30 protein-coding genes are annotated in these 26585 nt (G+C 72.8%); 14 read left to right on the top strand and 16 right to left on the bottom strand.

Annotated features, from left to right (window positions below; translation table 11 throughout):
* Positions 1–53 precede the first annotated feature (53 nt).
* From H958_RS41175 to H958_RS0129360, 7 genes are read left to right on the top strand one after another with little or no spacing between them, the layout of a single operon-like run.
* Complete coding sequence (locus tag H958_RS41175) at positions 54–416, top strand: hypothetical protein (protein WP_037411565.1); 363 nt, start codon at positions 54–56, stop codon at positions 414–416.
* Positions 413–664: a monovalent cation/H+ antiporter complex subunit F gene (locus H958_RS0129385; protein WP_028061289.1), complete on the top strand. Its 252-nt coding sequence runs from the start codon at positions 413–415 to the stop codon at positions 662–664. The genes H958_RS41175 and H958_RS0129385 overlap by 4 nt, the downstream gene beginning before the upstream one ends.
* Complete coding sequence (locus H958_RS0129380) at positions 664–930, top strand: monovalent cation/H(+) antiporter subunit G (RefSeq protein WP_028061288.1); 267 nt, start codon at positions 664–666, stop codon at positions 928–930. Before H958_RS0129385 ends, H958_RS0129380 begins: the two co-directional genes overlap by 1 nt.
* The gene (locus H958_RS0129375; RefSeq protein ID WP_028061287.1) at positions 927–1175 is read left to right on the top strand and encodes a Na(+)/H(+) antiporter subunit B; all 249 of its coding nucleotides are present in this window, start codon (positions 927–929) and stop codon (positions 1173–1175) included. Before H958_RS0129380 ends, H958_RS0129375 begins: the two co-directional genes overlap by 4 nt.
* Entirely contained in the window at positions 1172–1927 is a 756-nt protein-coding gene (locus H958_RS0129370; protein WP_028061286.1) for an MnhB domain-containing protein, read from the top strand. Before H958_RS0129375 ends, H958_RS0129370 begins: the two co-directional genes overlap by 4 nt.
* Positions 1924–2268, top strand: a complete 345-nt coding sequence (locus H958_RS0129365) for a sodium:proton antiporter (protein WP_028061285.1) — start codon at positions 1924–1926, stop codon at positions 2266–2268. The genes H958_RS0129370 and H958_RS0129365 overlap by 4 nt, the downstream gene beginning before the upstream one ends.
* Positions 2265–4007, top strand: coding sequence for a complex I subunit 5 family protein (locus tag H958_RS0129360; RefSeq protein ID WP_028061284.1), 1743 nt, complete (start codon positions 2265–2267; stop codon positions 4005–4007). Before H958_RS0129365 ends, H958_RS0129360 begins: the two co-directional genes overlap by 4 nt.
* Here the strand turns inward: H958_RS0129360 and qcrB are convergent.
* Genes qcrB through H958_RS44300 form a run of 7 tightly spaced genes read right to left on the bottom strand, consistent with a single transcriptional unit; the run spans position 3987 to position 10094 of the window.
* On the bottom strand, positions 3987–5288 hold the full coding sequence (gene qcrB, locus H958_RS41170; protein ID WP_156028386.1) for a cytochrome bc1 complex cytochrome b subunit: 1302 nt from the start codon (positions 5286–5288) through the stop codon (positions 3987–3989). The genes H958_RS0129360 and qcrB overlap by 21 nt on opposite strands.
* On the bottom strand, positions 5285–6139 hold the full coding sequence (locus H958_RS44305; protein WP_028061283.1) for a QcrA and Rieske domain-containing protein: 855 nt from the start codon (positions 6137–6139) through the stop codon (positions 5285–5287). The genes qcrB and H958_RS44305 overlap by 4 nt, the downstream gene beginning before the upstream one ends.
* Positions 6136–6876, bottom strand: a complete 741-nt coding sequence (locus H958_RS41160) for a cytochrome c (RefSeq protein WP_156028385.1) — start codon at positions 6874–6876, stop codon at positions 6136–6138. The genes H958_RS44305 and H958_RS41160 overlap by 4 nt, the downstream gene beginning before the upstream one ends.
* Positions 6873–7604 carry a cytochrome c oxidase assembly protein gene (locus tag H958_RS47040; RefSeq protein ID WP_028061282.1) on the bottom strand — a complete coding sequence of 244 codons (732 nt, stop codon included), beginning with the start codon at positions 7602–7604 and terminating at the stop codon, positions 6873–6875. Before H958_RS47040 ends, H958_RS41160 begins: the two co-directional genes overlap by 4 nt.
* The gene (locus H958_RS47035) at positions 7601–7912 is read right to left on the bottom strand and encodes a hypothetical protein (protein WP_028061281.1); all 312 of its coding nucleotides are present in this window, start codon (positions 7910–7912) and stop codon (positions 7601–7603) included. Before H958_RS47035 ends, H958_RS47040 begins: the two co-directional genes overlap by 4 nt.
* Positions 7909–9486, bottom strand: coding sequence for a cytochrome c oxidase subunit I (locus tag H958_RS41155; protein WP_037412001.1), 1578 nt, complete (start codon positions 9484–9486; stop codon positions 7909–7911). Before H958_RS41155 ends, H958_RS47035 begins: the two co-directional genes overlap by 4 nt.
* Entirely contained in the window at positions 9483–10094 is a 612-nt protein-coding gene (locus tag H958_RS44300) for a cytochrome c oxidase subunit II (RefSeq protein ID WP_028061280.1), read from the bottom strand. Before H958_RS44300 ends, H958_RS41155 begins: the two co-directional genes overlap by 4 nt.
* 92 nt (positions 10095–10186) lie before the next feature.
* Here H958_RS44300 and H958_RS49270 point away from each other — a divergent pair, with 92 nt between their 5' ends.
* Both H958_RS49270 and H958_RS0129310 read left to right on the top strand, forming a co-directional pair.
* On the top strand, positions 10187–10957 hold the full coding sequence (locus H958_RS49270; protein WP_081686376.1) for a polyphosphate polymerase domain-containing protein: 771 nt from the start codon (positions 10187–10189) through the stop codon (positions 10955–10957).
* A gap of 43 nt (positions 10958–11000) precedes the next feature.
* Complete coding sequence (locus H958_RS0129310; RefSeq protein WP_028061277.1) at positions 11001–11222, top strand: hypothetical protein; 222 nt, start codon at positions 11001–11003, stop codon at positions 11220–11222.
* On the opposite strand, the gene H958_RS41140 is transcribed toward H958_RS0129310, so the two are convergent.
* From H958_RS41140 to H958_RS0129280, 6 genes are all read right to left on the bottom strand, one after another.
* Complete coding sequence (locus H958_RS41140) at positions 11219–12031, bottom strand: DeoR/GlpR family DNA-binding transcription regulator (RefSeq protein ID WP_051324941.1); 813 nt, start codon at positions 12029–12031, stop codon at positions 11219–11221. The genes H958_RS0129310 and H958_RS41140 overlap by 4 nt on opposite strands.
* On the bottom strand, positions 12028–13095 hold the full coding sequence (locus H958_RS0129300; protein ID WP_028061276.1) for an ABC transporter ATP-binding protein: 1068 nt from the start codon (positions 13093–13095) through the stop codon (positions 12028–12030). Before H958_RS0129300 ends, H958_RS41140 begins: the two co-directional genes overlap by 4 nt.
* A complete protein-coding gene (locus H958_RS0129295; RefSeq protein WP_028061275.1) occupies positions 13092–14165 on the bottom strand; it encodes an ABC transporter ATP-binding protein in 1074 nt (357 codons plus the stop codon). The genes H958_RS0129300 and H958_RS0129295 overlap by 4 nt, the downstream gene beginning before the upstream one ends.
* A complete protein-coding gene (locus H958_RS0129290) occupies positions 14165–15070 on the bottom strand; it encodes a carbohydrate ABC transporter permease (RefSeq protein WP_196807616.1) in 906 nt (301 codons plus the stop codon). Before H958_RS0129290 ends, H958_RS0129295 begins: the two co-directional genes overlap by 1 nt.
* Positions 15070–16023, bottom strand: coding sequence for a carbohydrate ABC transporter permease (locus H958_RS0129285; protein WP_051324940.1), 954 nt, complete (start codon positions 16021–16023; stop codon positions 15070–15072). The genes H958_RS0129290 and H958_RS0129285 overlap by 1 nt, the downstream gene beginning before the upstream one ends.
* A gap of 87 nt (positions 16024–16110) precedes the next feature.
* Positions 16111–17487: an extracellular solute-binding protein gene (locus H958_RS0129280; protein ID WP_037411992.1), complete on the bottom strand. Its 1377-nt coding sequence runs from the start codon at positions 17485–17487 to the stop codon at positions 16111–16113.
* Between the two features lie 126 nt (positions 17488–17613).
* Between H958_RS0129280 and H958_RS0129275 the strand changes: the two genes are divergently transcribed.
* Genes H958_RS0129275 through H958_RS0129260 form a run of 4 tightly spaced genes read left to right on the top strand, consistent with a single transcriptional unit; the run spans position 17614 to position 21670 of the window.
* Complete coding sequence (locus H958_RS0129275; protein ID WP_028061271.1) at positions 17614–19017, top strand: NAD-dependent succinate-semialdehyde dehydrogenase; 1404 nt, start codon at positions 17614–17616, stop codon at positions 19015–19017.
* A gap of 51 nt (positions 19018–19068) precedes the next feature.
* Entirely contained in the window at positions 19069–19632 is a 564-nt protein-coding gene (locus H958_RS0129270; RefSeq protein WP_028061270.1) for a DJ-1/PfpI family protein, read from the top strand.
* 27 nt (positions 19633–19659) lie between these two features.
* Positions 19660–20478, top strand: coding sequence for an alpha/beta fold hydrolase (locus tag H958_RS0129265; protein ID WP_028061269.1), 819 nt, complete (start codon positions 19660–19662; stop codon positions 20476–20478).
* Positions 20471–21670, top strand: a complete 1200-nt coding sequence (locus H958_RS0129260; protein ID WP_028061268.1) for an iron-containing alcohol dehydrogenase — start codon at positions 20471–20473, stop codon at positions 21668–21670. Before H958_RS0129265 ends, H958_RS0129260 begins: the two co-directional genes overlap by 8 nt.
* 63 nt (positions 21671–21733) lie before the next feature.
* Here the strand turns inward: H958_RS0129260 and H958_RS41135 are convergent, their stop codons facing one another.
* The gene (locus tag H958_RS41135) at positions 21734–22372 is read right to left on the bottom strand and encodes a GntR family transcriptional regulator (RefSeq protein ID WP_196807615.1); all 639 of its coding nucleotides are present in this window, start codon (positions 22370–22372) and stop codon (positions 21734–21736) included.
* 8 nt (positions 22373–22380) lie between these two features.
* Complete coding sequence (locus H958_RS0129250; protein WP_028061267.1) at positions 22381–22932, bottom strand: hypothetical protein; 552 nt, start codon at positions 22930–22932, stop codon at positions 22381–22383.
* 114 nt (positions 22933–23046) lie between these two features.
* Between H958_RS0129250 and H958_RS41130 the strand changes: the two genes are divergently transcribed.
* Positions 23047–24414 (top strand): FAD-binding oxidoreductase, encoded by a 1368-nt coding sequence (locus H958_RS41130; RefSeq protein ID WP_196807614.1) that lies wholly within the window; start codon positions 23047–23049, stop codon positions 24412–24414.
* On the opposite strand, the gene H958_RS41125 is transcribed toward H958_RS41130, so the two are convergent.
* On the bottom strand, positions 24380–26551 hold the full coding sequence (locus tag H958_RS41125; RefSeq protein ID WP_081686374.1) for an MMPL family transporter: 2172 nt from the start codon (positions 26549–26551) through the stop codon (positions 24380–24382). The two genes, H958_RS41130 and H958_RS41125, sit on opposite strands and share 35 nt — an antisense overlap.
* Positions 26552–26585 lie beyond the last annotated feature (34 nt).

Raw genomic sequence — 26585 nt, 5'->3', positions numbered from 1 at the left:
CGCCCGCCGTCGCCCGGGTATCCGCGGCCGCGCACCGGGTATTCCGGGAGGCGATGAAGGCATGGCTCGCCTGGTGGCCGCCGCTGGCGGCGCTGTACGTGCTCCTCGTGGGCACGCTGGCGCCGCCTGAGCTGGTCATCGCCGCCATCGCCGCCTCGGTCGGCGCGACCGGCGCCGTGCTGGTGCGGCAGCGCATCTCGCGCCCGCGGCTCCCGTGGAGGCCGTTCCGCGACCTCTTCCCGGACGCGCTGCGGCTCGCCGCCGTGCTGGTGACCGGCGCCCGCGGGCGCTACGAGGAGGTCCCGTTCGAGGGCGGCGCCGAAGCGGAGGCGGTCGACTCGCTCGCGCCGTGCACGATCGTGGTCGCCGTCGACCGCGAGCGCGGCGTGATGCTCACCCACCGGTTGGCGCCGTGAACGAGTGGCTGTGGGCCGCCGCGGTGCTGACGCTCGCGCTCGCCGCGCTGGTGCTCGCGGCCGTGCGGCGGCCGCTGCTCGAGGGACTGGTCGCGCTCGAGGCGGCGGGCGTCGACGCCACGCTGGTCATGCTCCTGATCGCCGTCGGGACCAAGCGCGAGCCGTTCGGCGACCTCGCGCTGATCCTCGGGCTGACGTCGTTCGCCGGCTCGCTGGCGTTCCTGCGCTTCGGACGCCGGCTGGGCTGATGCGCGACGTCGCGGTCACCGTGCTGCTGTTCGCCGGCGTCGGGCTGGAGCTGCTCGCGTGCGCGGGGATCCTGCTCCGGCGCGAGGCGCTGGATCGCCTGCACTACGCGGGCGTCGGCACGCCCGCCGCGCTGCTGGTCGCCGCCGCCGTGCTCGTGTGGGATCCGATCTCCACGCTCGGCGGCCGCGCGCTGCTCGTCGCGGCGCTGATCATCGTCACCTCCCCCGTGCTCACGCACGCGACGGCGCGGGCGCTGCACCGGTGACCGCGCTCCAGCTCGCCGCGCTGCTCGCGGTCGCCGTCAGCGGGACGGCGACGGTCCTGGTGCGCGACCCGTCGCGCCAGGTCGTCGTCGGCGGGTTCTTCGGGCTCTCGCTGGCAGTGCTCTTCTTCGTGCTCGGCGCCCCCGACGTCGCGCTGTCGCAGATCGTGGTCTCGGCCGTCGCGGTGCCCGTGATGGCGCTGCTCGCGCTCGCGCGGTTCCGCCGCGACGAGGAGGGCGACGAATGAGCTGGGCGGCGCGCCGCACGATCGCGCTCGCCGGCCTCGCGCTGCTCGGCGCGTGGGTCGTCGCCGCCGTCGCCGGGCTGCCGGACTTCGGCCACCCGCGCGGCCCCTACGCAACCGCGGCGGTCGAGGCCGCCGTGCGCCAGAGGCACGTGACCTCGGCGGTCGCCGCGGTCACGTTCGACATCCGCGGCATCGACACGCTCGGTGAGGAGCTGATCCTGTTCTGCGCCGCGATCGGCGCGACGTTGCTGCTGCGCGTGCAGCGGGCGTCCGGCGAGGTCGGGCGGGCGATCGAGCGGCGCGAGTCCGCGGCCGAGCGGACGCCCGACTCGATGCGCGTCGTGGGCGCGGCCCTCGCCGGGCCGCTCCTGGTCGTCGGCGTCTACGTCCTCGCGCACGGGCACCTGACGCCCGGCGGCGGCTTCCAGGGCGGCATCGTGCTCGCCTCGGCGCTGCTGCTCGCCTACGTGGCCGGGCGCATGGTCACGCTCGAGCGCGCGCAGCCGGTCGACGTCGTCGAGGCCGCCGAGGCGGCCGGCGCGGGCGCCTACGTGCTGATCGCCGCCGGCGGGCTCGTGTTCGCGACGGCGGCGATGGCGAACTTCCTCCCGCTCGGCACGACCGGGGACCTGCTCTCGGGCGGGACGATCCCGGTGCTCAACGTCGCGGTCGGCGTCGAGGTGGCGGCGGCGATCACGCTGATCCTGACCGAGTTCCTCGACCAGGCGCTGCTGCGCCACCGCGACGAGTGAGCGTCGCGCCGTTCATCGTCGCGGTGTGGCTGCTGCTCGCCGGCCTCTACGGCGTCATCACGAGCCGCCACCTCGTGCACCTCGTGCTCTGCCTGAGCGTGATGCAGGCGTCGACGTACGTGCTCCTGCTCGCGGTCGGCTACCGCACCGGCGGCCGCGCGCCGATCTTCGCCGATCAGCCGCTCGGCACGCCCGTCGTGGACCCCGTCGTGCAGGCGCTCACGCTGACCGACGTCGTCGTGGAGGCGACGGTGTCGGCGGTCCTGCTGGCGCTGGCGGTGCGCGCGCACAAGCGCTTCGGCACGGCTGACCCGGACCGGCTCGGCGAGCTGCGCGGGTGACGACGGTCGCCGCGCTGTCGCTGCTGGTGCCGCTCGCGGCCGCCTGCCTGCTGGCCGGCGCGTCGCCGTTCGCCTCGCGGCGACTCGCCTGGCTGGCGCCGGCGGCGGCGCTCGCCGCGGTGGCGCTGACGGCGGCGCTCATGCTGCGCGACGAGACCCGCCTGCTGGTGTGGTTCGGCGGCTGGGAGCCGCGCGCGGGCGTCGCGCTGGGCGTCGGGTTCGCGGTCGACGGCATCGGCGCCGGGCTGGCGCTGTTCGTCGCCGTGCTCGGGACCGCGGCGCTCGCCCTGGCGATCCGCGTCATCCCGGTGCAGGGGCTGCTGTTCGACGCCCTGATGCTGGTCTTCGTCGGCGCGATGATCGGCTACTGCCTGACCGGCGACCTCTTCAACCTGTTCGTCTTCTTCGAGCTGATGAGCGTCGCGGCGTACGTGCTCGTCGGCTACGAGGTCCGGCGGCGGTCGGCGCTCGAGGGGGCCCTGACGTTCGCGGTCACGAACTCGGTCGGCTCGATCCTGCTGCTGTTCGGCATCGGGCTCGTGTACGGGCGCACGGGCGCGCTCAACCTCGCGCAGATCGGCCGGACGCTGGAGGCGGGACCGCACGACACGCTGGTGGCGGTCGCGTTCGCCCTGATCGCCTGCGGGCTGCTCGTGAAGGCGGCGGTCGTGCCGTTCCACCTGTGGACCGCCGATGCCTACGCGGTCGCCCCGACGCCGGTCTGCATCCTGCTCGCCGGCGCGTTCTCGGAGCTCGGGCTCTACGGGCTCGCCCGCGTGTACTGGACGGCGTTCGACGGCGTGCTGGCGGCCGGCGACCTGCGCGCGGTGCTGATCGGCGCGGGCGTGCTGACCGGCGTGGTGGGCGCGGTGATGTGCGCCGTCCAGCACCATCTCAAGCGGATGCTGGCGTTCGCGACGATCGCGCACGTCGGCCTGTTCCTCGCCGGGCTCGGGCTGCTCTCGCCCGACGGGGTCGCGGGCGTGGCGGTCTGGGTCGTCGCCGATGGGCTCGTGAAGGCCGGGCTGTTCGCATGCGTGGCAGTCGTCCAGCACCGCTTCGGGACGGTGGAGGCGTCGGAGCTGCACGGGCGCGGGCGGGCGCTGTGGCCCGTCGGCGCCGTGTTCGTCGCCGGCGCGCTCACGGTGGCGTCGCTGCCGCCGTTCGGCTCCTTCGTGGGCAAGGCGCTCGTGGAGGACGCGGCGCCGGGCTGGATCGCGGTCGCGATGCTCCTCGTGACCGGCCTCGTGGGCGGGACGCTGCTGCGAACGGCGGGCCGCATCTTCTGGGGGCTCGGCGTCCCGGCGCCGCCCGATCCGGCCGGCGACGAGCCCGAGGAGCACGGACGCGAGAGCGAGGGCGGCGTTGGCATCCTGGGCGTCGGCGCCGGGCTGCTGACGCTCGCGGGGATGGCGTGCGGGCTCGTGCCGCTGCGGCAGATCGCGGGCGCCGCGGCGGCGTTCACCGACCGCCGCGGCTATGCGGCGGCGGTGCTGGACGGCCGCGCGCTCGAAGTCCCGGCGCTCTCCCTGCATGGGCCGGGCGCGGCCGCGTACGCCTACGCCGCAGGCTCGCTGGCGCTTTCGGTGGCCGTCGCCGCGATCGGCGCGACCCGGCGCGTGCCGGTCCCGCGGCCGGTCGAGGCGCTGCGTCGCCTGCACAGCGGGCACGCCGGCGACTACGTCGCGCTGACGGTCGCGGGCGCGGCGGTGCTCGTCTCACTGATCGCGCTGCGTTGAGTCGCGCAGCTCGGCGGCCGCGCCCTTCGCGAGCAGGTAGACGACCGGCGGCAGCAGGATCGCGGCGATCCGGAACATCCACACCTGCGTCAGGTACGGCACGCCCGATGAGAGGAAGAGGCGGTCGGCGGAACCGGCGATGAAGACGACGAAGACGAACGTGAACACCGCGGCGCCGACGGCCGTGCGGCGCGGGTTGTCACGCGGGCGGTCGAGCAGGTCGCTGCGCGCGCCGCCGCGGCGCTGCTCGACGAATGGCCACGCGAGCAGGAACGCGAAGACGGCGGTGGGGAACAGGACACCGCCGAAGAACGGGTTCGGGACGAGCGTCTTGCCGAAGACGGAGATCTCGAGCGGCGGCATCAGCCGCAGCGCGCCGATCAGCCAGCCAAGGTACCAGTCCGGCTGGGCGCCGTTGGTGCCGCGCCACGGCTCGTACGGTCCCCACTGCCAGATCGGATTGACCTGGACGAGCCCGCCGAGCAGGAACAGCAGCGCGGTGACGGCGAGCAGCAGGCCGATCGAGCGGAAGGCGTAGCCGGGCCAGGCCTGCACGCCGATCACGTTGCGCTCGCTGCGCAGCGGGCCGCGGAACTGGGAGTGGTGGGTGCGCACGATCATCGCGAGGTGCGCGCCGATCAGGCCCGCGATCAGCGCGGGGATCACGAAGACGTGCGCGATGTAGAGCCGGCTCGAGAACGCCTCGCCGCCCGGGAAGGGGCCGTCCCAGACGAGCTGGGCGAGGTCGCCGCCGATCAGCGGGATCGACGACGCCACGCCGTAGGCGATCGCGAGCCCCATGCCGGAGAGCAGGTCGTCGATCAGGCTGTAGCCCGCGAAGCCCTCGAGCATGGCGGCGCCGAGCAGGATCACGCCGGTCGCGTAGGTCAGCTCCCTCGGCCTGCGGAACGCGCCGGTGAAGAAGATCCGCAGCAGGTGCAGGACGATCGCGACCAGGAACACGTCCGCCGCCCAGTGGTGCGTCTGGCGCATGAGCAGGCCGGCCGGGACCTCGAAGGAGAGGTGCAGCGAGGACGCGTACGCCGTCGACACCGGCTCGCCGCGAAGCAGCGCGTAGGAGCCCGTGTAGGTGATCTGGGTGGTGCCGTGGTCGAAGAAGAGCGCGAGGAACGTGCCGGTGGCGACGAGGACCACGAAGCTGTAGAGGGCGACCTCGCCGAGCAGGAACGACCAGTGCTCCGGGAAGACGTACTGCATCGCCTTGCGCAGCGGGACGTTGCTCCCGAGCCGGCGGTCGATGAAGTCGAGCGGGTCGTTCACCGCCGGATGCTCCACCAGGCGGGGCCGGCGGAGCCGGAGAGCGGACCCGCGGCTCGCAGCTCGCCGTCCGGGCCGATGGCCAGCGGCAGCTGCGGCAGCGGGCGGCCCGCTGGGCCGGACTCGACCTTGCCGCCCTCGCGGGTGGCGAAGACCGAGTAGTGGCACGGGCAGGCGAGCGCGGGCGGCTTGGACGTGGGCTCGTACGTCGGCTTGCGGTAGAGCGCGACGGCGCAGCCCGCGTGGGTGCAGATCTTCGAGAAGGCGAGGATGCCCTGCGGGGCCCAGCTGCGGCGGGTGCGGATCTTGCCGGGGTCGTCGCGCACGAGGACGACCGGTGAGGCGATGACGCGCGGGTCGGCGCCCTCGGGGAAGGCGGTGACGAAGCTGCCGAGGGCGATGTCGGCGGCGGTCAGCGGCGTGCCCTGCTCATCCACGAGCCGGCGGCCGCGGCGCCACGGATCGGGATCGCTGGTGGCGGGTCCGATCGCGCTGACCGGAACGGCGAGGGCGGCGGCGAACGCGGTGGCGGCGGCGCCGGCGGCCGCGGCCAGGAGCCTGCGGCGGGTCACGGGGACGGCGAGCGAGGGCCGCTCCTCAGGGTGCTCGAGCTCCGGCCGCTCCTCGATCGCCCGCTCGCGCGGCAGCACGAGCCTGGCGGTGACGACGAGCGCGGCGGCGGCGAGGGCGAACGCGCCCCCGAGCGTGAGGCCGAGCAGCTGCGTGTCGTGCCGGTCGGCGACCAGCAATACCGCGAACGCGACGGCGAGGACCGCGGCGCCGCCGAGCAGCGCGGCGACCAGCAGCTCGGCCTTCGGCGACGCCGGCGGCTCGCGGTCGAAGACCTCACTCATATCCGCTCCCCGATCAGGCGCACGACGATCAGCAGCGCCGTCCCGGCGAGCAGCCACGCGACCATCCCCTCCGGGATCGGGCCGATGTTGCCGATCCCCCAGCCGCCCTTGTCCGGCAGGTGGTGGGTGGACAGGACGTATGCCGTGATCGAGTCCAGCTCGTGCTGATCGATCTGGCGGGTGCCGAACTTCGGCATCAGGTACGGGCCGACGCGCACCGCCTCCGCGATCTGCGTCGCCGTCGCCTGCTGGAGCGCCGGCGCGGCGCCCGGCGGCGCCACGCCGCCCTTGGCCGTGATCGCGTGGCAGCCGGCGCAGTGCTCGGTGAACGCCGAGAACCCGTCCTTGACCGAGCCGGCCTTGGGGTCGACCCGCGGGATCCCGGGGCCGCCGAGCGAGCCGATGTACGCGGTCAGCGCCCGGCGCTGGGGCGCCGTGTAGGCCGGATCGTTGCGCTGCGGCTCGACGTCCGGATGCGAGAGCGGCATGCGCCCCGTCTCGAGGTAGAAGTCCGCGGCGGCCGCGCCGGCCCCCACCAGCGAGGGTCCCTTCCCGCGGACGCCGCGCGCGTCCATGCCGTGGCAGGCGGAGCACGCGGAGGCGAACAGCGCGCGGCCGCCGGCGGGCGGCGACTGGGCGGCGCCGGGCTGCGCGAAGGCCGCGACGGCGGCGGCGCCGACGATGACCGCGGTGGCGGCGAGCACGCGGCGGCGGCGCGCTCCTCCGCGCCGGCTCACGCGACCGTCTCCCGGCGGCGCTGCCGTTCCTCTTCCCGCAGCAGCGCGGCGAAGACGATCCAGACGAGCGCGGCGGCGAGCACGAGCGAGCCGGCGCCCCACATCAGGCCCGCGGCGGTGCGCTGGTCGGCGAGCGAGGGGTAGCTCGCGTAGGCGACCCCGCCCGTGAGCAGGTGGGCCCCGACGAGGCCCATCGGCGGCATCGCGGCGAGCAGCCACGCGAGCCGGGCGGCGGGGCCAGGCGGGTGCGGGAGCGGGCCGGCGCCCACGAGCGGCGCCCAGAAGAGCAGGCCCGCGGCGAGGTAGGCGAGGTGCTCGAGCGCATGGAGGAGCGGATCGCGGACGGCGAGCTCGTAGAGCCCCGTGAGATGCGTGCCGAGCATCACGGCGGTGAACGCCGCCCAGCCGACCGCCGGCCGGAGCGGGAGCGCGTGCAGGAGCCGCGCGAGCGCCCGCCGCTCCCGTCCGTGCAGCGCGGCGAGCGCGAGCCGCACCGGCGCGCCGGCGGCGAGCAGCAGCGGCGCGACGAGCCCGAGCAGGAGGTGCTGCGCCATGTGCGCCGACAGGCGCCGCTCGGCGTCGCCGTCGAGCGGCGAGAGCAGCGCGACGGCGACGAGCGCGAGGCCGGCAGCGAACGCGGCGGTGCGCTCGGCCGGCCAGCGGGGCACGCGGCGCGCTCCGGCGGCGTAGAGGCCGGCATAGATGGCGAGGCAGACGGCCGCGATCACCGCCCCCGCTCCCCCAACAGCGCCGCGACGCCCGCCGCCGTCGCGAGGGCGCCGAGCGCGAGGCACCAGGTCCCGAGCTCCGTTCCCGACAGCAGCGCGCAGACGCCGACGGCGATCAGGACGGTCGCCGGGGAGAGGTCCGGGGCGGGCCGGCGCGGCGCGCGGGCGACGGCGGTGACGAGCGCGAGCGCGGCGACGGCGGCGGCCGTGGCGCCGAGCAGGATCGGGACGATCGGCTCCGGCGAGAACGCGAACGAGACCAGCGCCCACAGCGCGAGCAGACCCGACCAGGCGAGCAGGTACTTCATGCCGGCACCCGGTCGAGCAGCGGCGCGTGGGAGCGGATCGGGGGCAGCTCGCCCTCGAAGTTCCCGCGAGGCGGCGGCGACAGCGTCGCCCACTCGAGCGTGTGCCCGCCCCACGGGTCAGGACCCGCGAGGCGCCGCGACACGGCGGCGTTGACGAGGAACACGAGCACCGAGACCGCGATCAGGTAGGAGCCGAGCGTCGAGAGCGAGTTGAGCGTCTCCCAGCCGGCGGCGCGCGGGTAGTCGGCGATCCGCCGCGTCATCCCCTCCTCCCCGAGCGCGAACTGCGGCGCGAACGTCAGGTTGGTCGCGATCGCGAACAGCGCGAGGTGCACGCGCCCGAGCCGCTCGCCCAGCAGCCGCCCCGTCACCTTCGGCCACCAGTAGTAGACGCCCGCGAAGAACCCGAAGATGCTCCCGGCGAGCAGCGTGTAGTGGAAGTGGGCGACGACGACGTAGGAGTTGTTCGCGTGGAAGTCCAGCGCCGGGGAGGCGACCCAGATCCCGCTCAGCCCGCCGACCAGGAACTGGAGCAGGAAGGCCAGCGCGAAGAGCATCGGCACGGTCAGCCGGATGGCGCCGCCGCGCAGCGTCCCGAGCAGCGAGAAGTACTCCATGCCCGCCGGCACCACGAGCAGCGTCGAGGTCAGCGAGAAGTACTTCACCGTCACGCCCTGCACGGTGAACATGTGGTGCGCCCACACGCTCATCGACAGCGAGGCGAACACCAGCAGCGAGATCACGATCCCGCGGTAGCCGAAGATGCGCCGCCCGCTGAAGACCGCGATCACCTCGGCGACCGCTCCCAGGAAGGGAAAGAACATCACGTAGACGACCGGGTGCCCGTAGAACCAGAACAGGTGCTGGTAGGTCACCGGCCCGCCCGGCGACGTGAAGACGCCGCCCCACTGCCGGTCGATCCACAACGCGATCATCACCCCGATCAGCACCGGGAACGCGAACAGGACCATCAGGCACGTCACCAGCTCGGCCCAGCAGAACACCGGCATCCGCAGCATCGTCATGCCGGCCGCGCGGCGCCCGAGCAGCGTCGCGAGGATCGACGCGGCCATCAGCAGCTCGCCGAGCGTCGCCAGCACGACGCCCCAGATCCACGAGTCCATCGCCTTTCCCGGCGAGTGGACCGCGTCCGACAGCGGGTCGAAGCCGACCCACGTCGCCTGCGCGGCGCCGCCCTGCACCAGCCACCCGCTCCACATCGTGATCCCGCCGAGCACGAGCAGCCACATGCCCGCCAGTGCCCATCGTGGGCCGGCCACACCCGACGCCCCCACCTGCAGCGGCACGAGGTAGAGCCCCATCGCCAGCGCCACCGGCGTGACGAAGAGGTAGATCATCGTCGAGCCGTGCATCGTGAAGAGCGCGTTGTAGGAGCTGAGCGAGACGACCTGGAGCCCCGGCTGGGCCAGCTCGGTGCGCATCAGGATCGCGAGCACGCCGCCGGCGAGGAAGAAGCCGAACGCGACCGCGCCGACTCCGAGCCCGATGCGCTTGTTGTCGGTGCCCGCCAGCGTCTCGAGCAGCGGCGCGCCCCGCGGCATGACCTTCGTCATCGGCCGCGCACCCACGCGTCGTACTCGTCGCGCGGCAGGATCCGCACCGAGAACCGCATGCGGGCGTGCTCGAGGCCGCAGAAGAAGCTGCACGCCCCGCTCGTCGCGAAGCCCGGGCGCGGGAACTCGAGCCGGAACGTCGTCTCGCGCCCCGGCTCGATCTGCCGCTGGAACTTCATCGCCGGCACCCAGAACGCGTGCAGCACGTCCACCGACGTCGCGCGGAACTCGACCGGCTCGCCCGCCGGTACCGTGAGCTGCGCGGGCGCCCCGTCGGGCGCGCTCGTCTCCACCCGCCCACCCGGGTACTCGAAGCGCCAGTCCCACTTCGCGGCGACGACGCGCACCACGACCGGCGTCCCCGCCGCCCGCGCGTTCTCGCGGTCCAGCGCCCGGAACGTCGCCACCACCAGCACGGCCACGATCGCCGCCAGCACGCCGGCGTAGACGATCTCGACCCGGTTGTGCTCGTCCGCCCCGCGCGGCTGCGCGCGGCGGCGGCCGGCCCACACGAACCACACCAGCGCGAGCACGACGAGCGCGAAGACGGCGGCTGCGATCGGAACGTAGAGGGCGGCGAGGCCGTCGTAGACGTCCCGGGTGTTCACCGCGTCCGCAATACCTCCCTCCTTTGGCGGCAAACCATCCGCGTCACCGCGATGACGGCGAGCGGCGGCGCGCCGGTGGGTAGTCCCACGACATCGCCACGCAATCCCTCGCCCCAGCGCTTCGGGCGCTCACCGCCATCTCACTCCGCGAGCTCGACGAGCGCGCCGCGCTCCAGCGCCGCGTCGACACCAAGTACCTGATCTCCCGCGACGGCTTCGAACGGCTGCTCGGCGCCCTCCGCCGCGATCACGACGTCCTCGACATCGACGGGCGGCGCGCGTTCGGCTACCGCAGCGTCTACTTCGACACGCCGCGGCTGCGCTGCTTCCACGAGCACGTCGAGGGCCGGCGGCCGCGCTTCAAGGCCCGCACGCGCTGCTACCTCGACGAGGGCGCCTGCCAGTTCGAGGTCAAGCTCACGACGCGCAACGGCGAAACGGACAAGCACGGCGTCGAGCACCCGCCCGAGCGCGCCGACCGCCTGACGGACGAGGCCCGCGAGCTCGTCGACCGCGTCCTCGCGGACGCGCGCGTCCAGCCGGCCGGGGAGCTCTCCCCCGTCCTCGCCACCAGCTTCGATCGCGTCACGCTCGCCGCCCGCGAGGGCGGCGCGCGCATGACCTGCGACCTCGGGCTGCGGCTCGAGCGCCTGCACGGCCCGGCGGCCGCCCTCGACGCCGGCCTCGTCCTGATCGAGACCAAGTCGCAGGACGGCCGCAGCCGCGCCGACGAGGCGCTCGCGCGCCTCGGCGCCGAGCCGCGCTCGATGTCCAAGTACCGCACGGCGGTCGATCTGCTGATCGAGCGCGACCGCAGCGGCGGCACCGCGCCGCTGCGCCGCCACTTCGAGTCAGTGGGGTGACCCGGGCGCGTCGGACGCGCCGGCTCCGGGTAGGTCCAACGACATGGAAGGCGGCATCGCAATCCTCCTGCTGCTCATCATCCTCGCCGTCGCGGCCGTGCTCGGCATCGCGCTCTACCTCACCGGTGGCGCGCTGACGCTGCGCAAGACGGAGCGCGAGACCGAGGCGGAGCGGCCGGAGCACAAACACGTCGATCAACCCGAGCCCGAGCGCGTCCACATGGCCGGAACGGCCGCCGGGGAGCGCGCCGAGCGCGAGTCCTAGTCCTCGCCGGCGACGGCCGCGACGGCCGCGACGGCGAGCTTGACGCCGGCCTGGCGGAACTCGTCGATCGCGACCGCGTCGAGCCCGTCGTCGGTGATCACGAGATCGAGCGACTCGGCGGGCGCGACGGCCAGAAGCGAGGCGCGGCGGAACTTCGACGAGTCGATCAGCGCGACGGTCTGCGCCGCGACGGCGACGGCGGCGTTGAGCGCGTCGGCGATCGCCTTGCGCGACGTCGTGATTCCGTGCTCCAGCGTTATGCCCGCGGCGGAGATGAACGCCGTCGCGACGTTCAGCTCGCTCAGGAAGTCGACCGTCCAGCGGCCGGTCAGGACGCGCATGTGCTGATTGAGCTCGCCCGGCGTGACGATCACGTGGATCGACTCCGCCGTCACGCCGAGGGCGATCGCGGGCGAGTTGGTGACGAGCGTCAGCTCGCGCGGCGGCGCGAGCTCGAGCTGGCGCACGAGCGCCAGTCCCGTCGTGGACGCGTCGACGAACACCGTCGTCCCGTCCTCCACGATCCCCCGCGCGCGCTGCGCGATCGCGTCCTTCTGCGGTCCGGCCGTCCGCACGCGGGCGTTCCACGCCGTCTCGATCCGCGGCCGCGACCCCGGCAGCGCGCGCGCACCGCCGTGCACGCGCTCGAGCAGGCCCTCGCCCGACAGCAGCTCGAGGTCGCGGTGGACGGTGACGGGCGAGACGGCGTAGTCGTTGGCCAGGTCCGCCAGCGACGCGCTGCCGTCGCGCTGGACGCGCTCGAGGATCCGAGCGCGCCGGAGCCCCGGCGGAAGGGGCGACTCGATCATCGGCGGGCGATGGCCGACTCGGTGCCGGCGTCGAACAGGTGGACACGATCCAGCGCCACCGAGGCGCGCACCTGCTCGCCCACGGCGTACCGGCTCGTGGGCGGCGCCTTGACGACGACGCGGTGGTCGCCGACCTCGATGTCGACGAGCGTGCGGTCGCCCAGCGGCTCGACCGCGTAGACGCGGCCGTCCAATCCGGCCGCCTCGTCGCGCACGTCGAGCGAGAGGTCCTCCGAGCGCACGCCGAGCAGCGCCGGGCGGTCGCCTTGGACCCCGAAGCCCGGGTTGGGCAGCGACCAGCCCTTGCCCTCCAGGCGCCCGTTGGCCGTGCACTGCAGCAGGTTCATGCGCGGGCTGCCGACGAACGTCGCCACCCAGCGGTTGGCCGGGTGGTCGTAGATCTCCGTGGGCGTGCCGACCTGCTGGACCGTCCCGGCACGCAGCACCGCGACCTGGTCGGCCATCGACATGGCCTCGACCTGATCGTTGGTGACGTACAGGAACGTGCGCCCCAGCGAGCGGTGGATGCGCGTGAGCTCGGTCCGCATCTCCACGCGCAGCTTGAGGTCCAGGTTCGTCAGCGGCTCGTCCATCAGGAACGCGCGCGGGTCGCGCACGAGCGCCCTGCCCAGCGCGACGCGCTGCATCTCGCCGCCGGACATCTGCGACGGCTTGCGCTCCAGCAGCGGCTCGATGTGCAGCAGCTCGCTCACCCGCTTGACGGCGGCGTCGATGTCGGCCTTGGACATACGCCGCGCCCGCAGCGGCGAGGCGATGTTCTGCGCCGCCGTCTGCTTCGGATAGAGCGCGTAGCTCTGGAACACCATCGCCAGGTCGCGCTCGGCCGGCGTCGCCTTCGTGGCCTCGATCCCGGTCAGGTGGACCGAGCCCATGTCGGGCTTCTCCAGCCCGGCGATCACCCGCAGCGTCGTGGTCTTGCCCGCGCCCGACGGGCCGAGCAGCACGAAGAACGCGCCCTCGGGGACGTCGAGCTCGAGGTCCTTGAGCGCCTCGACCTCGCCGAAGGACTTCGAGATGCCGCTCGCGACGATCGCGGAGGTCATCGGCTCACCACCTGCTCGGTCTGCGGGTCGTACGCCGGCGGAGCGGCGCCCTGGTGGCGCACGGCCACGATCTGCTCCTCCTCGAAGCGGGCGGTGGGGGGCATGCGAACGTGCAGCAGCCCGGCCTCCGTGTGCACCACGTAGATGGTCTCGTCGCCGAGCGCCTCGCGCGAGACGATGCGCCCGCGCACGGACTCGGGGTCGGCCGCGGCGGGCGACGACACGGTGAAGCGCTCCGGCCGCACGCCTGCGATCACGCGGTCGCCGCGCTCGAGGCCGTCGGGCGCAGCGATCTTCATTCCGCCGGCCGCCGTCAGGTGGCCGTTGGTGACCTCGGCCTCGATCAGGTTCATCGGCGGGGAGCCGATGAAGCGCGCGGCGAACAGGGTCGCCGGGCGCTCGTAGACCTCCATCGGGGCGCCGATCTGCTCCAGCTTGCCCTTGTTGAGGATCGCGATCCGGTCACCCAGGGCCATCGCCTCGGTCTGATCGTGGGTGACGTAGACCATCGTCGTATTGAGCCGCTGCTGGAGGTGCTTGACCTCCGCGCGCATGTCGGCGCGCAGCTCCGCGTCGAGGTTGGTCAGCGGCTCGTCCATCAGGAACGCCTTCGGCTGGCGGACCATCGCGCGGCCGAGCGCGACGCGCTGCTGCTCGCCGCCCGAGAGCCGGGCCGGCCTGCGCGTCAGGAACGGCTCGAGCTGGAGCATGCGCGCCGCCTCCGCGACGCGCTCGTTGACCTCCGACTCCGGCCGCCCCGCCGCGCGCAGCGGGAAGGCCATGTTGTCGCGGACGCTCAGATGCGGATACAGCGCGTAGAACTGGAACACCATCGCGATGTCGCGCTGCGACGGCCGCAGCCCGCTGACGACCTGGTCGCCGATGCGGATCTCGCCCGAGGTCTCCTGCTCGAGGCCGGCGATGCAGCGCAGCGTCGTCGTCTTGCCGCAGCCCGACGGGCCGAGCATCACGAACAGCTCGCCGTCGCCGATCGTCAGGTCCAGCCGCTCGACCGCGACGGTCCCGTCCGGGAACGCCTTGTGCAGGCGCTTGACCAAGACTTCGGCCATTAGCGCCTCACCGCCCCGAGCGTCACGCCCGCCACCAGGTGCTTGCGCACGAGGAAGGCGAAGACCAGCACCGGGATGGCGAACACCATCGCCGAGCCCGCGACCAGCCCCCAGTCGATCGTCGTACCGCCGATCAGGCCCGCGATCGCGGACGGCGCCGTGCGCGTGTCCGGATCGGTGATCAGGAAGATCGAGAACACGAACTCGTTCCAGGAGAAGATCAGCGCGAACACCGCGGTGGCGGCGATGCCCGGGATCAGCAGCGGCATCGTGACGCGCCAGAAGGACTCGAAGCGCGAGTAGCCGTCGAGCATCGAGGCGTCCTCGTACTCCGAGGGCACCTCGTCGACGAAGCCCTTCATCATCCAGATCGTGAACGGCAGATTGAAGGCCGCGTAGACGAGGATCAGGCCGAGCTGGGTGTCCAGCAGGTTGAGGTCGCGGAACATCAGGAAGATCGGGATCACGACCACGACGGGCGGCATGAAGCGCGTCGAGAGGATGAAGAACAGCTGGTCCTTCTTGCCCTTGATCTGGAAGCGTGAGTACGCCCACGCGGCCGGGACGCCGAGGACCGTCGCGATGATCGTCGAGAAGCCGGCGACGATGACCGAGTTCTTGAAGCCCTTCGCGACCGGCGAGCTGGAGCTGAACACGTCCTTGATGTGCTCCAGCGTCGGCTTGAAGTTGAACACCTTCGCGGGCACGGCGTAGATGTCCTTGGTGTCCTTGAGCGCCGTCTCCAGCATCCACAGAACGGGGAACAGCATCACGATCGCGATGATCGTCAGCAGCACGATCTCGATGCCCGTGCCGAGCTTGCGGCGGCGCCGCACAGGCGGGGTGGCGGTCTCGCCGGCGATCCCCTCGTCGGCCATGCCGGCCGGTTGGATGTGCGCAGCCATCAGCGCTCCTGAAGACGGTTGAGGTAGCGCAGGTAGATCTGCGCGGCGATCGTGACCACGATCACCATCAGCACGCCGTAGGCGGACGCGCGCCCGGTGTCGAAGCCGAAGAACGCGATCTTGTAGACCTGGAACGAGAGCGTCTCGGTGGTGCCGCCGGGGCCGCCGCCCGTGAGGATGTAGACCAGGTCGAAGAGCCGGAAGGCCTCGATCGCGCGGAACATGATCGCGATCAGCAGCAGTGGCCAGACGAGCGGGAACGTGATCCGGCGGAACTTGAACCACTCCGACGCGCGGTCGATCTCCGCGGCCTCGTAGAGGTACTTGGGCACCGCCGTCAGCCCCGCGAGCGCGATCAGCATGATGAACGGCGTCCACTGCCACGTGTCGACGATCACCAGCGAGAACAGCGCCAGGGTCTGGTTGGTGAGCCACTCCGCCCGTCCCAGCCCGAGGCTGTCGGTGAACGAGTTCAGGACGCCGAACTGCACGTCGAGCATGAACTTCCAGAACAGGCCGACGACGACCGGCGAGAGCATCATCGGGATCAGGAACAGCGTGGTGAGCGCGCCGCGGCCCTTGACCCGGCGCGAGATCAGGTAGGCGATCGCGAAGCCCAGCAGGGTCTGCAGGGCGACGGCACCCACGACGAAGATCAGCGTGGTCAGCGCGCGCTTGTGCGTCTCATCGGACGTCAGGACGTCGACGTAGTTGTGGAGCCCGATGAAGCTGGCGGGAACGTCGCGCGTCACCGAGTAGTCGGTGAACGACAGCCGGACGAGCCAGATCAGCGGCCAGATCGAGAGGAACAGCAGCAGCGCCAGCGCCGGCGAGATGAACAGGCCGGCGAGCCACCGGTCGGTCAGGAAGCGGAAGCGGGCCGCCGCGGGCGGCGCCTGCAGCTTCTCGACGGGCGGGGGAGCGGTGGATGGTGATTGAAGCGTGTCGGCCATGTCGGTGAGCGAGAAAGCGAGTGCGAACGGTGCGGACGGGAGGCCGGGTCCGGGTGAGATCCCGGCCTCCCTGGGCTCGCTGCTTGCTTAGTGGCCGCTCTCGTCGAGGATGGCCTGCTCGTCCTTGGCCAGCTTGTCGAGCGCCGCGTCGGGCTTCTCGGTGCCGCTGATCGCGGCGTTGACCTGGGTCGAGTGGACATTGAGGAGCTTCGCGTACTCCGGCAGGTTCCAGAAGTCCTTCAGGCGCGGAACCGACTCGGTGAACACGTGGTTGTACGGCAGGACGTCGAGGAAGTCGGGCGAGTTCAGGACGTCGTTACGGGCCGGCACGCCACCGAGCTGCGCCCACTTCTTCTGGGCCGCGGGCGTCTGGAACCACTTCATGAAGTTCAGCGCCTCGGCCTGATGGTCGGCCGGGATGTACTTCGAGATGTGCAGGCCCATGCCGCCGAGCGGCACCTTGTCGGTGTCCTGCTTGGGCAGCGCGGCGAAGTCGAGCTTCTTGAGGATCTCTTCCTTGGTCTTGCCGAGCTTGGAGCTCTTCGGGTCCAGCAGGCCGCCCATCGCGGCGATCCAGTTGAAGCCGACGCAGACCTTGCCCTGGCTGATCGCGGCGTTGACCTCGTCGATGAACCAGTTGCTCGAGCCCTTGGGCGTGAGCGGCACCATCTCGTCGGTCAGGACGTGCATCGCCTTCTTGCCGGCGGCGTTGTTGATGACGCCGTCGATCTTGCGGTTGGCCGGATCCCACAGCTCGCCGCCGTAGAGCGCGTTGACCGTGTTGTACGTCACGGCCGCCGCGTCGCTGGTGCCGGCCTGGTGGAACGCGAGGCCGCTCATGCCCGGGTGGTCGTCCTGGCACTTCTTGGCGGCCTTGATCATGTCGTCCCACGTCGCGGGAGGCGTGTCGCCCATCAGGTCCTTGCGCCAGATCATCGCCCACGTGTCGCCGAGCAGCGGCAGGCCGTAGGTCTTGGCGTTGGGGTCGGGCTTGCCCGTCTGCGCCTGCGGATACTGGCCGTAGGACGCGAGGAAGTACGGGTCGTACTGCGACGTGTCGATGTTCTTCTTCACGAAGTCCGTGATGTCCAGGATGCTGCCGTTCGTGACCGCCTCGCCGATGTTCTGGGAGTCCAGGACGGGCATGTCGAAGTTGGTCTTACGAGCGGCGAACTGCGTGAAGATCGCGTCGTGCCACTGCGCGTTCGGCACGACGTTGACCTTGACCGTCACGTTCGGACGGGTCTTCGTGTACTCCTTGCCCAGCTCCTCCAGGGCGTGGGCCGGTGGCCAGTCGAACCACAGGAACGTCAACGTCATCGGCTTGTTGCTGAGCTTCGACGTGGCGTCCGTGGCGGCCTTGGATGCGCCCCCTCCGCCTCCCCCTCCGCCGCAGGCCGCGACCACGCCTGCGGCGGCCAGCATGCAGCCGGTCGCCCAGACCTTCGTGAGCTTGCCCTTCATGAACTCCTCCTCCACCGCAGAACATTGCAGTCCGGCTGCAAGGAATCTATGCGCTCCTTGCAACTCTTGTCAAATTGCGCCGCAGGTTCTTGCATTCGCTGTCATCAAGCCAGTAGCGTTCGCCCCATGAGCACCACCGAGCTCTTGGTCGGCGAGCGTCGCTTCGACGTGCTCGACCCCTCCGACGGGTCCGTGATCACGTCGCTGCCGTCGGCTTCCGTGGCCGACGGGATCGCCGCCGTCGACGCCGCCCACGCGGCCGCCGGCGACTGGGCCGCGCGCGCGCCGCGCGAGCGCGCCGAGCTCCTTCGCAAGGCCTTCGACCTGATGACCGCGCGCCTCGACGAGGTCGCCGAGCAGATCGTTCGCGAGATGGGCAAGCCGCTCGCCGAGGCGCGCGGCGAGGCCGCCTACGCGGCCGAGTTCCTGCGCTGGTTCTCCGAGGAGGCCGTGCGCGCGAACGGCGACTACTCGGTCGCGCCGGGCGGGGCGCACCGCATCCTCGTGCTCAACCAGCCGATCGGCGTCTCCGTGCTCGTGACGCCGTGGAACTTCCCCGCCGCGATGGCGACGCGCAAGATCGGCCCCGCGCTCGCCGCCGGCTGCACGGTGATCCTCAAGCCCGCCGCCGAGACGCCGCTGACGTCGCTGCTGATCTGCTCGATGCTCGAGGAGGCCGGCGTGCCTCCCGGAGTCGTGAACGTGATCACGACGACGCAGTCGCGACAGGTCGTGCGCGCGATGGTCGACGACCCGCGCGTGCGCAAGCTCTCCTTCACGGGGTCCACGGAGGTGGGGCGCGAGCTGCTCAGCAGGGCCGCGGGCAGCGTGGTCAGCTGCTCGATGGAGCTGGGCGGCAACGCGCCCTTCCTCGTGCTCGCCGACGCCGACATCCCGCTCGCCGTCGAGGGCGCGATGGCGGCCAAGATGCGCAACGGCGGCGAGGCCTGCACCGCGGCCAACCGCTTCTACGTGCACGCCTCGGTGGCCGAGCCGTTCGCCGCCGGCCTGGCCGCGGCGATGGACGCCGTCCGCGTCGGCCCGGGGCTCGAGGCCGGCGTGCAGCTGGGCCCGCTGATCAACGAGGCCGCGCGCGAGAAGATCGAGCGCCTGGTCGGCGACGCGGTGGACCGCGGGGCGCGCGTGCGCGCCGGCGGCGAGCGGCTCCCCGGCCCGGGGTACTTCTACCCGCCCACGGTGCTCGACCGGGTCCCGGCCGGCAGCGCGATCCTCGAGGAGGAGGTCTTCGGCCCCGTCGCGCCGATCGTGTCCTTCGAGGACGAGGCGGAGGCGATCGCCGCCGCCAACGACACCGAGTACGGGCTCGTGGCGTACGTCTACAGCCGCGACCTGCGCCACGCGATGGCGGTCGGGGAGGCGATCGAGACCGGCATGGTCGGCCTCAACCGGGGCGTCGTGTCAGACCCGGCGGCGCCGTTCGGCGGCGTCAAGCAGAGCGGCGTCGGGCGCGAGGGCGGCCACCACGGCCTCCTGGAGTTCATGGAGCCCAAGTACTTCGCCTTCGACTGACGTACCTTGCAGAACGTTTCGAACCCTTTCACGACGTTAGGAGGAGACAGCATGCAGCGGGTTCTCGTGCTCGTCGGCGACGCCGCCGAGGAGCTCGACGCGATGTACCCCATCTTCCGCCTGAGGGAGGCGGGATATGCGGCCGACGTGGCGGCGCTCACGAAGCGCGACGTCCAGCTGGTGATCCACGACTTCGATCCCGAGTCGGACGCCTACACGGAGAAGAACGGGCGCAAGCTGCCCGTCGACATCACCTTCGCCGAGGTCGACCCGTCCAACTACGTCGGGCTCGTGATCCCCGGCGGCCGCGCGCCCGAGTACATCCGCACCGACGCCGACGTGCGCCGCATCACGGAGTACTTCTTCGAGCACGACCTGCCGGTCGGCACGGTCTGCCACGGTCCGCAGGTCCCCGCCGTCTACGGCCTGCTGCGCGGGCGCAAGACCGCGGCGTTCCCGCCGCTGTGGGGCGACATGGAGAACGCCGGGGCGACCGTCGTCGACGCGCCGGACGTGGTCGACGGGAACATGGTGTCGTGCCGGGGCTGGCCGGATCTCCCGGAGTGGTCGCGCGCGTTCGTCGACGTGCTCGAGCGCGCGAACGTCCCCGCCTGAGCCACGGAGACGATGTCCGCCGGCGCAGTGCATGAAGGTGAGATCGTGGAGGTCGCCGGCCGGCGGGTGCACGTCCACGACACGGGGTCCGGGCCTGCCGTGGTGCTCCTCCACGGCTCCGGCCCGGGCACCACGGCGGCCGCCGCCTGGGGCCCGCTGACGGCGGCGCTCTCGGCCCGCCATCGGGTGATCGCGCCCGACTTCGCCGGGTTCGGCTCGAGCGATCCGCTCGAGCCGGGCGCATACGGCCGCGCCGCCTGGACGGCGCAGATCCTCGGGCTGCTCGACGTCCTCGGCGTCGACCGCTGCGCGGTGGTCGGCAACTCGATGGGCGGAGCGATCGCCATGTCGGTCACCCATGCGCGCCCGGAGCTGGTCACGCGCGTCGTCGCGATCGGCACGCTGGGCGTCGAGATGCCGCTCCCGCCCGGGCTGGACGCGCTGTGGGCGTACGAGCCGAGCCGCGAGAACGCCCGCGCGCTGCTGGAGCTGCTCAACCACGACGCGTCGAAGATCACCGCGGACGCGGTCGAGGCGCGACTGCGGGCGACGCTCGAGCCGGGCCCGCGCGCCGCCTTCCCCGGCCTGTTCCCGCCGCCGCGCGAGCGCTGGGTCCGCGATCTCGCGCTGCGCGACGAGGCGCTCGCCGCGATCGCCGTCCCCGTCATGCTCGTGCACGGCGCGCAGGACCGCGTCGTGCCGCTACGCGACAGCACCCTTCCCCTGCTCGGCCGGCTGCGCGACGTCCGTGCGCACATCTTCGGCGCCTGCGGCCACGCGTCGCCCGTCGAGCGTCCCGCCGAGCTTCGCCGGCTTCTGACCACGTTCCTGGAGGACCATGACTGACTTCGCTGTCTTGCGCGCACCATCCCAAGTGCTCTTCGGCGCCGGGATGGCGGCCGCGGCAGGCCCGCTCGCCGCGGGCTACGGGCGGCGCGCCATGGTCATCACCGATCCGCGCATCGCGGAGACGGAGGGCTTCGCCACGGTGCGCACCGCGCTCGGCGCGGCGGGACTCGACGTCGTCGTGTTCACCGGCGCGGCCGTCGACGTGCCGGTCGACGCGGTCGACGCGGCCGTGGCGCTCGGGGGCGAGCGCGAGCCGGACGTCATCGTCGCGGTCGGCGGCGGCAGCGTGATCGACCTCGCGAAGGTGACGGCGCTGCTGCTCACACACCCAGGGCCGCTGAGCGCCTACTACCCCGTCCAGTCGGTGCCCGGCCCGGTGCTGCCGCTGATCGCGCTGCCCACGACGGCGGGCACCGGCTCGGAGGCGACGCCGGTATCGGTCATCACCGACGGGGCCACCGGGATGAAGGTCGGTGTCGCGAGCCCGCACCTGATCCCGCGCCACGCGGTCTGCGACCCGCTGCTGACGGTCGGCGCGCCGCCGACGGTGACCGCGCACTCGGGCATCGACGCGCTCTCGCACGCGATCGAGGCCTACATGGCCGCGCGTGAGACGCCCTCCCCGGAGCTGGTGCTCGGCCGCCCGCAGGTCGGCAAGAACCTGCTCTCGGACGCGCTGGCGCTGACCGCCACCCGCGCGATCGCCGCGAACCTCGTCCGCGCGGTCGAGGACGGCGGCGACATCGAGGCGCGTTCGGGGATGCTCTACGGCAGCCTGCTCGCCGGCATCGCGTTCGGCAACTCGGGCGTCTCCGCCGCGCATGCGCTGCAGTTCGCCGTCGGCGCCGCGACGCATACGTCGCACGGCCTCGGGACCGGGCTGCTGCTGCCCTACGTGATGGAGTACAACCGGCCCGCGCGGCCCGCCGAGCTGGAGGCGCTGGCCGAGATCCTCGGCGGCGACCCGGTCGCCGCGGTGCACGAGCTCGGCCTGCGGATCGGACTGCCGGCGTCGCTGGCGGAGATCGGCGTCGAGCGCGAGGACGTGCGCGGCCTCGCCGAGGCGTCGGTCGGCATCAGGCGGCTGATCGACAACAACCCCCGCCCGCTCGACGCCGACGCGCTCGAGAGCATCCTCGACGCCGCCTGGCGCGGCGAGCCGGCACGGCTCAGCTCCGCGCTCGCGTGACGGCGCGCCGCGCGCCGGCGACGAGCCGGCGCGTGGCGCGCCGGGCGCGCGCAGCGCCGCGGCTCAGGTCGCGACCGGCGTGAGGTCGCGGACGGCGCGCTCGAGGTGCGCCGTCATGCGCGCGATCGCGTCGTCGACGTCGCCGGACTCGATCACGTCCAGCAGCGCGCGGTGCTCGCCCGCCATCGCGGCCGGCGACGGCCATGCCGGGCGCAGCTGCGCGATGCAGAGGCGGATCTCGCCGCCGAGCGAGAGGTAGAGCTTCTCCAGGCGCGGGCTGCCGGTCGCGTTCGCGAGCGCGCGATGGAAGCCGAGGTCGGCCTCCACGACGCGGCTCCACGGCGAGCGGGCGCTGAGGCCGACGAGCTGGCCGATCGCCTCGCGCACGCCCTCCAGCGGCGCACGGCGCTCGAGCACCTCGCGGACGATCAGGCACTCGAGCGGGATCCGGACCGAGAACAGGTCCAGCACGTCGTCCTGCCCGAGCTTGGGCACGAACGCGCTGCGATTGCGCTCACGCTGCAGCAGGCCCTCGTGGCAGAGCGTCTGGATGGCCGCGCGCACGGTCGGGCGCGCGACGCCGAAGTCGGCCGCGAGCTCGAGCTCGGGCAGGCGCGCGCCCGGCTCGATCGCGCCGTCGAAGATGCGCTCGCGCAGGGAAGCGGCGACCGCCTCCGTCGCGGAGATGGGCTTCACGATCATGCCGGACATCAGGCGGCGACCGACTCGGGCATTCCGAGCGAGCGCGGCAGCTCGTCCAGCGAGCGCCATTCGCCGTCGTGGCGGCGCGAGGGAGGGCCCGCGCGGTTGAGCCGCACGGCGCGCGCACCGAGCGCGTGCGCGCGGGCGAGCGTCTCCGCGGAGGTGCTGACCACGAGCACGCCCGGGCCATGCGGCAGCCCGGCGGGCCCCACAAGCTCGTCGAAGGCGCCGCCGAAGCGCTGCAGTGCCGCCTCGGCGAGCCGGCGGTCGCCGCGCGTCATTGCGAGCAGGCGGCGGCCGGACCGCGCGACGGTCGCGAGGGCGGCGAGCGCATCGGCGTACGCGCGCGTCATGAGCGCCACCCGCGCAAACGACTCCTCGCCGCTCTCCTCCCCGCGCCAGCCGCGCTCGGCGGCCAGGCGCACGAACGCCGCGGCGAGGCCGCCCGGCGCAAGCTCCTCGACGCGGCGGCGCAGCGCGGCGCCGCGGTCCAGCGGGCTTTCGGCGTTGTGGCGCGCGAGCTCATAGGCGACGGCCTCGATCGCGTGGCTGTAGTCCACGAGCGTTCCCTGACATGAGAGAACAACCGTATCGACGCCGCGACAGTCCACGGTCGGAACCGTATCTTGTCTGACAGTCAGACACAAATCGCCTGAAACGGATAGACTCGCGCCGTGCTGACGGACACGCTCCACGAGCGGCTCTGCGCGATCGTCGGATCCCGTCACGTGCTGGACGACCCGGCGCTGCGCGACCGCTTCGAGCGCGACATCACCGGGCGCTACGGCGCCCCCGCGACGCTGGTCGTCCGGCCCGGCTCGACCGGCGAGGTGGCCGACGTCCTGCGCGTCTGCGACGAGACGCGGACGCCCGTCGTGCCGCAGGGCGGCAACACCGGCCTGGTCGGCGGCGGCGTGCCGCGCGGCGGCGAGATCCTGCTCTCGCTCAGCCGCCTCGACGAGCTTGGACCCGTGGACGAGCTGGCCGGGCAGGTGACGGCCGGCGCCGGCGTCACGCTCGAGGCGGTGCAGGCCCACGCGAGCGCCGCGGGCCTCGCGTTCGGCGTCGACCACGGCGCTCGCAGCGGCGCGACGATCGGCGGCATGGTGTCCACCGACGCCGGCGGCGCGCAGGTGCTGCGCTACGGCACCATGCGCGCGCAGGTCGTCGGGGTCGAGGCCGTGCTCCCGTCCGGCCGCGTCGTGCGCCGCCTCGCGGGCCTGCTCAAGGACACCGCCGGCTATGACGTCTCGCAGCTGCTCGTCGGCACCGAGGGCACGCTCGGCATCGTCACCGCGGCGCGCCTGCGGCTTGTCCCCCGCCTGCAGCAGGCCGTCACCGCGCTCGTCGCCGTCCCGAGCATGGAGGCCGCGGTGCGGCTGATGCGCGACCTGCGCGCCCGCGCGACGTCGCTGAACGCCGTCGAGGTCTTCTTCGCCGAAGGCATGCGGCTCGTGTGCGAGCATCGCAGGCTCGCGCCGCCCTTCACGGAGGACCATCCCGTCTACGTGCTCGCGGAGTGCAGCGACCACGACGACCCGCTCGACGACCTCGCGGGAGCGATCGAGGACACGCTGGTGCTCGACGTCGCCGTCGCCGACGACACCGCCCGCCGGCGCGCGCTGTGGGCGTACCGCGACTTCCTCAACGAGGCGGTCGCCGCCGCCGGCGTTCCGCACAAGCTCGACGTCACGCTCCCGCTCGCCGCCCTGGCCGAGTTCGAGCACCGCGTCCGCGACGTGATCGAGCAGGCCGCGCCCGCTGCGCGCACGATCCTCTGGGGCCACCTCGGCGACGGCAACATCCACGTCAACGTGCTCGGCCCCGACGCTCAGGACGAACGCTGCGACGACGCCGTGCTGCGGCTCGTCGCCGAGCTGGACGGCTCGATCAGCGCCGAGCACGGCGTCGGCGTGTCCAAGCGGCGCTGGCTCTCGCTCACGCGCAGCGAGGCGGAGATCCTGACCATGCGCGCGCTCAAGCACACGTTCGATCCGCACGGGATCCTCAACCCCGGCGCCGTGCTGCCGGACGCGGCATAGCGGCGCGCATTCCCGCCCGCGGCCGCCACCAGTTGCGCTCCCCGAGCAGCAGCGCGAGCGACGGCACGAGGAACGTGCGCACGAGGAAGGCGTCGACGAGCAACCCGAGCGTGACGGTGAAGCCGACCTCGAAGAGCGCCTCGAGGTCGAGCGCCATCAGCGCCGCGAACGTGCCCGCGAGGATCAGCCCGGCGGAGGTGATCACGCCGCCGGTCTTCTCCAGGCCGGCGATCACCGCCTCGCGCGTGGAGAGCCCGCGCGCCCGCTCCTCGCGCACGCGCGTCATGAGGAAGATGTTGTCGTCGACGCCGAGCGCGACGAGGAAGATGAACGCGAAGATCGGCAGGTTCGGATCGGAGTCCGGCTGCCCGAAGAGGTGCGTGAACGCCAGCGAGGACGCGCCCATCGCGAACGCGAACGACAGCACGACCGTCCCCATCACGTACAGCGGCGCGACGACGGAGCGCAGCAGCGCGATCAGCACGAGCAGGATCAGGGCGAGCACCAGCGGGACGATCAACTTCGAGTCGCGCGTGAGCGCCTCGACGTTGTCGTGCTGCTCGGCGGTGACGCCGCCGATCAGGACGGTCTGCCCCGGCGCGGCCCGTCGCGCGACCTCGCGCAGCCGCGGGATCAGGTCCATGCCCTGTGTCGAGAACGGATCGACCGCGAGCAGGACCTCGCCCGAGATCAGCGCCCCGTCCTTCGACTGCGAGTCGGTGTTGGCCTCGGCGACGCCCTTCACGCCGCGCAGCGCCGCGCGCACGGGGATGCCGGCCGCGGCCGAGGTCACGACGTCCATGGGCGCGGCCCTGCCGGGCGCGAAGCGCTCGCGGATCAGCTCCTGGCCGGCGACCGACTCGGGCGGGTCGCGGTACTGCTCGGTCAGGTCGAGGAAGCCGCGGCCGCCGAGGTTGCCGAGCGCCCCGGCCGCCAGCACGGCGACCGACAGCGCGGCCAGCAGCCCGGGGCGGCGCCGGACCAGGCCGGCGATGCGCCGCCAGAGCGCGCTGACGCGGTCGCGCTCGACCGCCTCCGCGCGCGGCGCCACCGGCCAGAACGCGCGCCGCCCGAGCGCTGACAGCGCGGCTGGAAGCAGCGTCAGGCCCGCCGCCATCATCACCACGATCCCGAGCGCGAGGATCGGGCCCATCTCGCGCGTCGCGTTGAAGTCGGCCAGGCAGAGCACGAGCATCGCCGCGACCACGATCCCTCCGGAGGCGACGATCGCCGGGCTCGTGCGCTCGGCCGCGCGCGCCAACGCGGCGTCGGCGGCGGCCCCGCGGCGCAGCTCGTCGCGATAGCGAGAGACGATCAGCAGCGCATAGTCGGTCCCGGCGCCGAACATCAGCACGATCAGGATCGCCGTGGACTGCCCGCTCACGGTGCTGGCGCCGGCCTCGACGAGCCCGTAGACCAAGCCCGTCGCAATCAGGTAGGCGACCGCGACGACGCCGAGCATCAGCGCGGCGATCGCCGGCGAGCGGTAGATGACCAGCATCAGCACGAGGACGAGCGTCATCGTGATCGCCAGCAGCGTCCCGTCGATGCCCTCGACGGCGGTCGCGCGGTCGGCGTCGAATGCCGCCTGCCCGGTGACGTAGCTCGCGAGCGGATCGCCGTGCGGGCCGGGCAGCGCGGCGCGAAGGGCCGCCACGTCTCGCACGATCGAGTCGGTGTCGTCCTTGCCGTTGACGACGGGGACCACCAGCATGGTCGGCGGGTCCTCTTTCGAGAACGCCGTCGGCGGCTTCTCGGGTCCGAGGTGATGGCCGACGTCGCCGCAGGCGATCCCGTCAGGCGTGCCGACGCCGACCAGGTCCGGCAGTGCCTCATCGGCGCAGATGGCGGCGTTGTCGTCGCCGATCGCGGGCGCGAAGGACTCGACCGACCGGTGGTGGCCGAGATAGGCGATCACCGCGGCCGACTGCCCGCCCTCGACGAAGCGCCGGTCGATCACGTCGTGCAGCTTCGTCGACTCGGACGAGCGCGCCCGGAACGTCTTGCTCTCGTCGGCCGCGCGGGCCTGCAGCTTGGGCTGCAGGCCCGCGAGAGCCACCGCGAGCACGATCCACGCGCCGATCACGAACCATCGCGACCGGCGCCCGATCGCCGCCTGGGTCAACCGTCCCAGCATCGGAGAATGCCCGTCCGTGACCCCGGGTTCCCGC

It is taken from the genome of Candidatus Solirubrobacter pratensis, from assembly GCF_000425945.1.
GTDB lineage: Bacteria > Actinomycetota > Thermoleophilia > Solirubrobacterales > Solirubrobacteraceae > Solirubrobacter > Solirubrobacter pratensis.
Note: the sequence above shows the minus strand (reverse complement) of the source record. Positions and strands in the feature narration are given on the sequence as shown.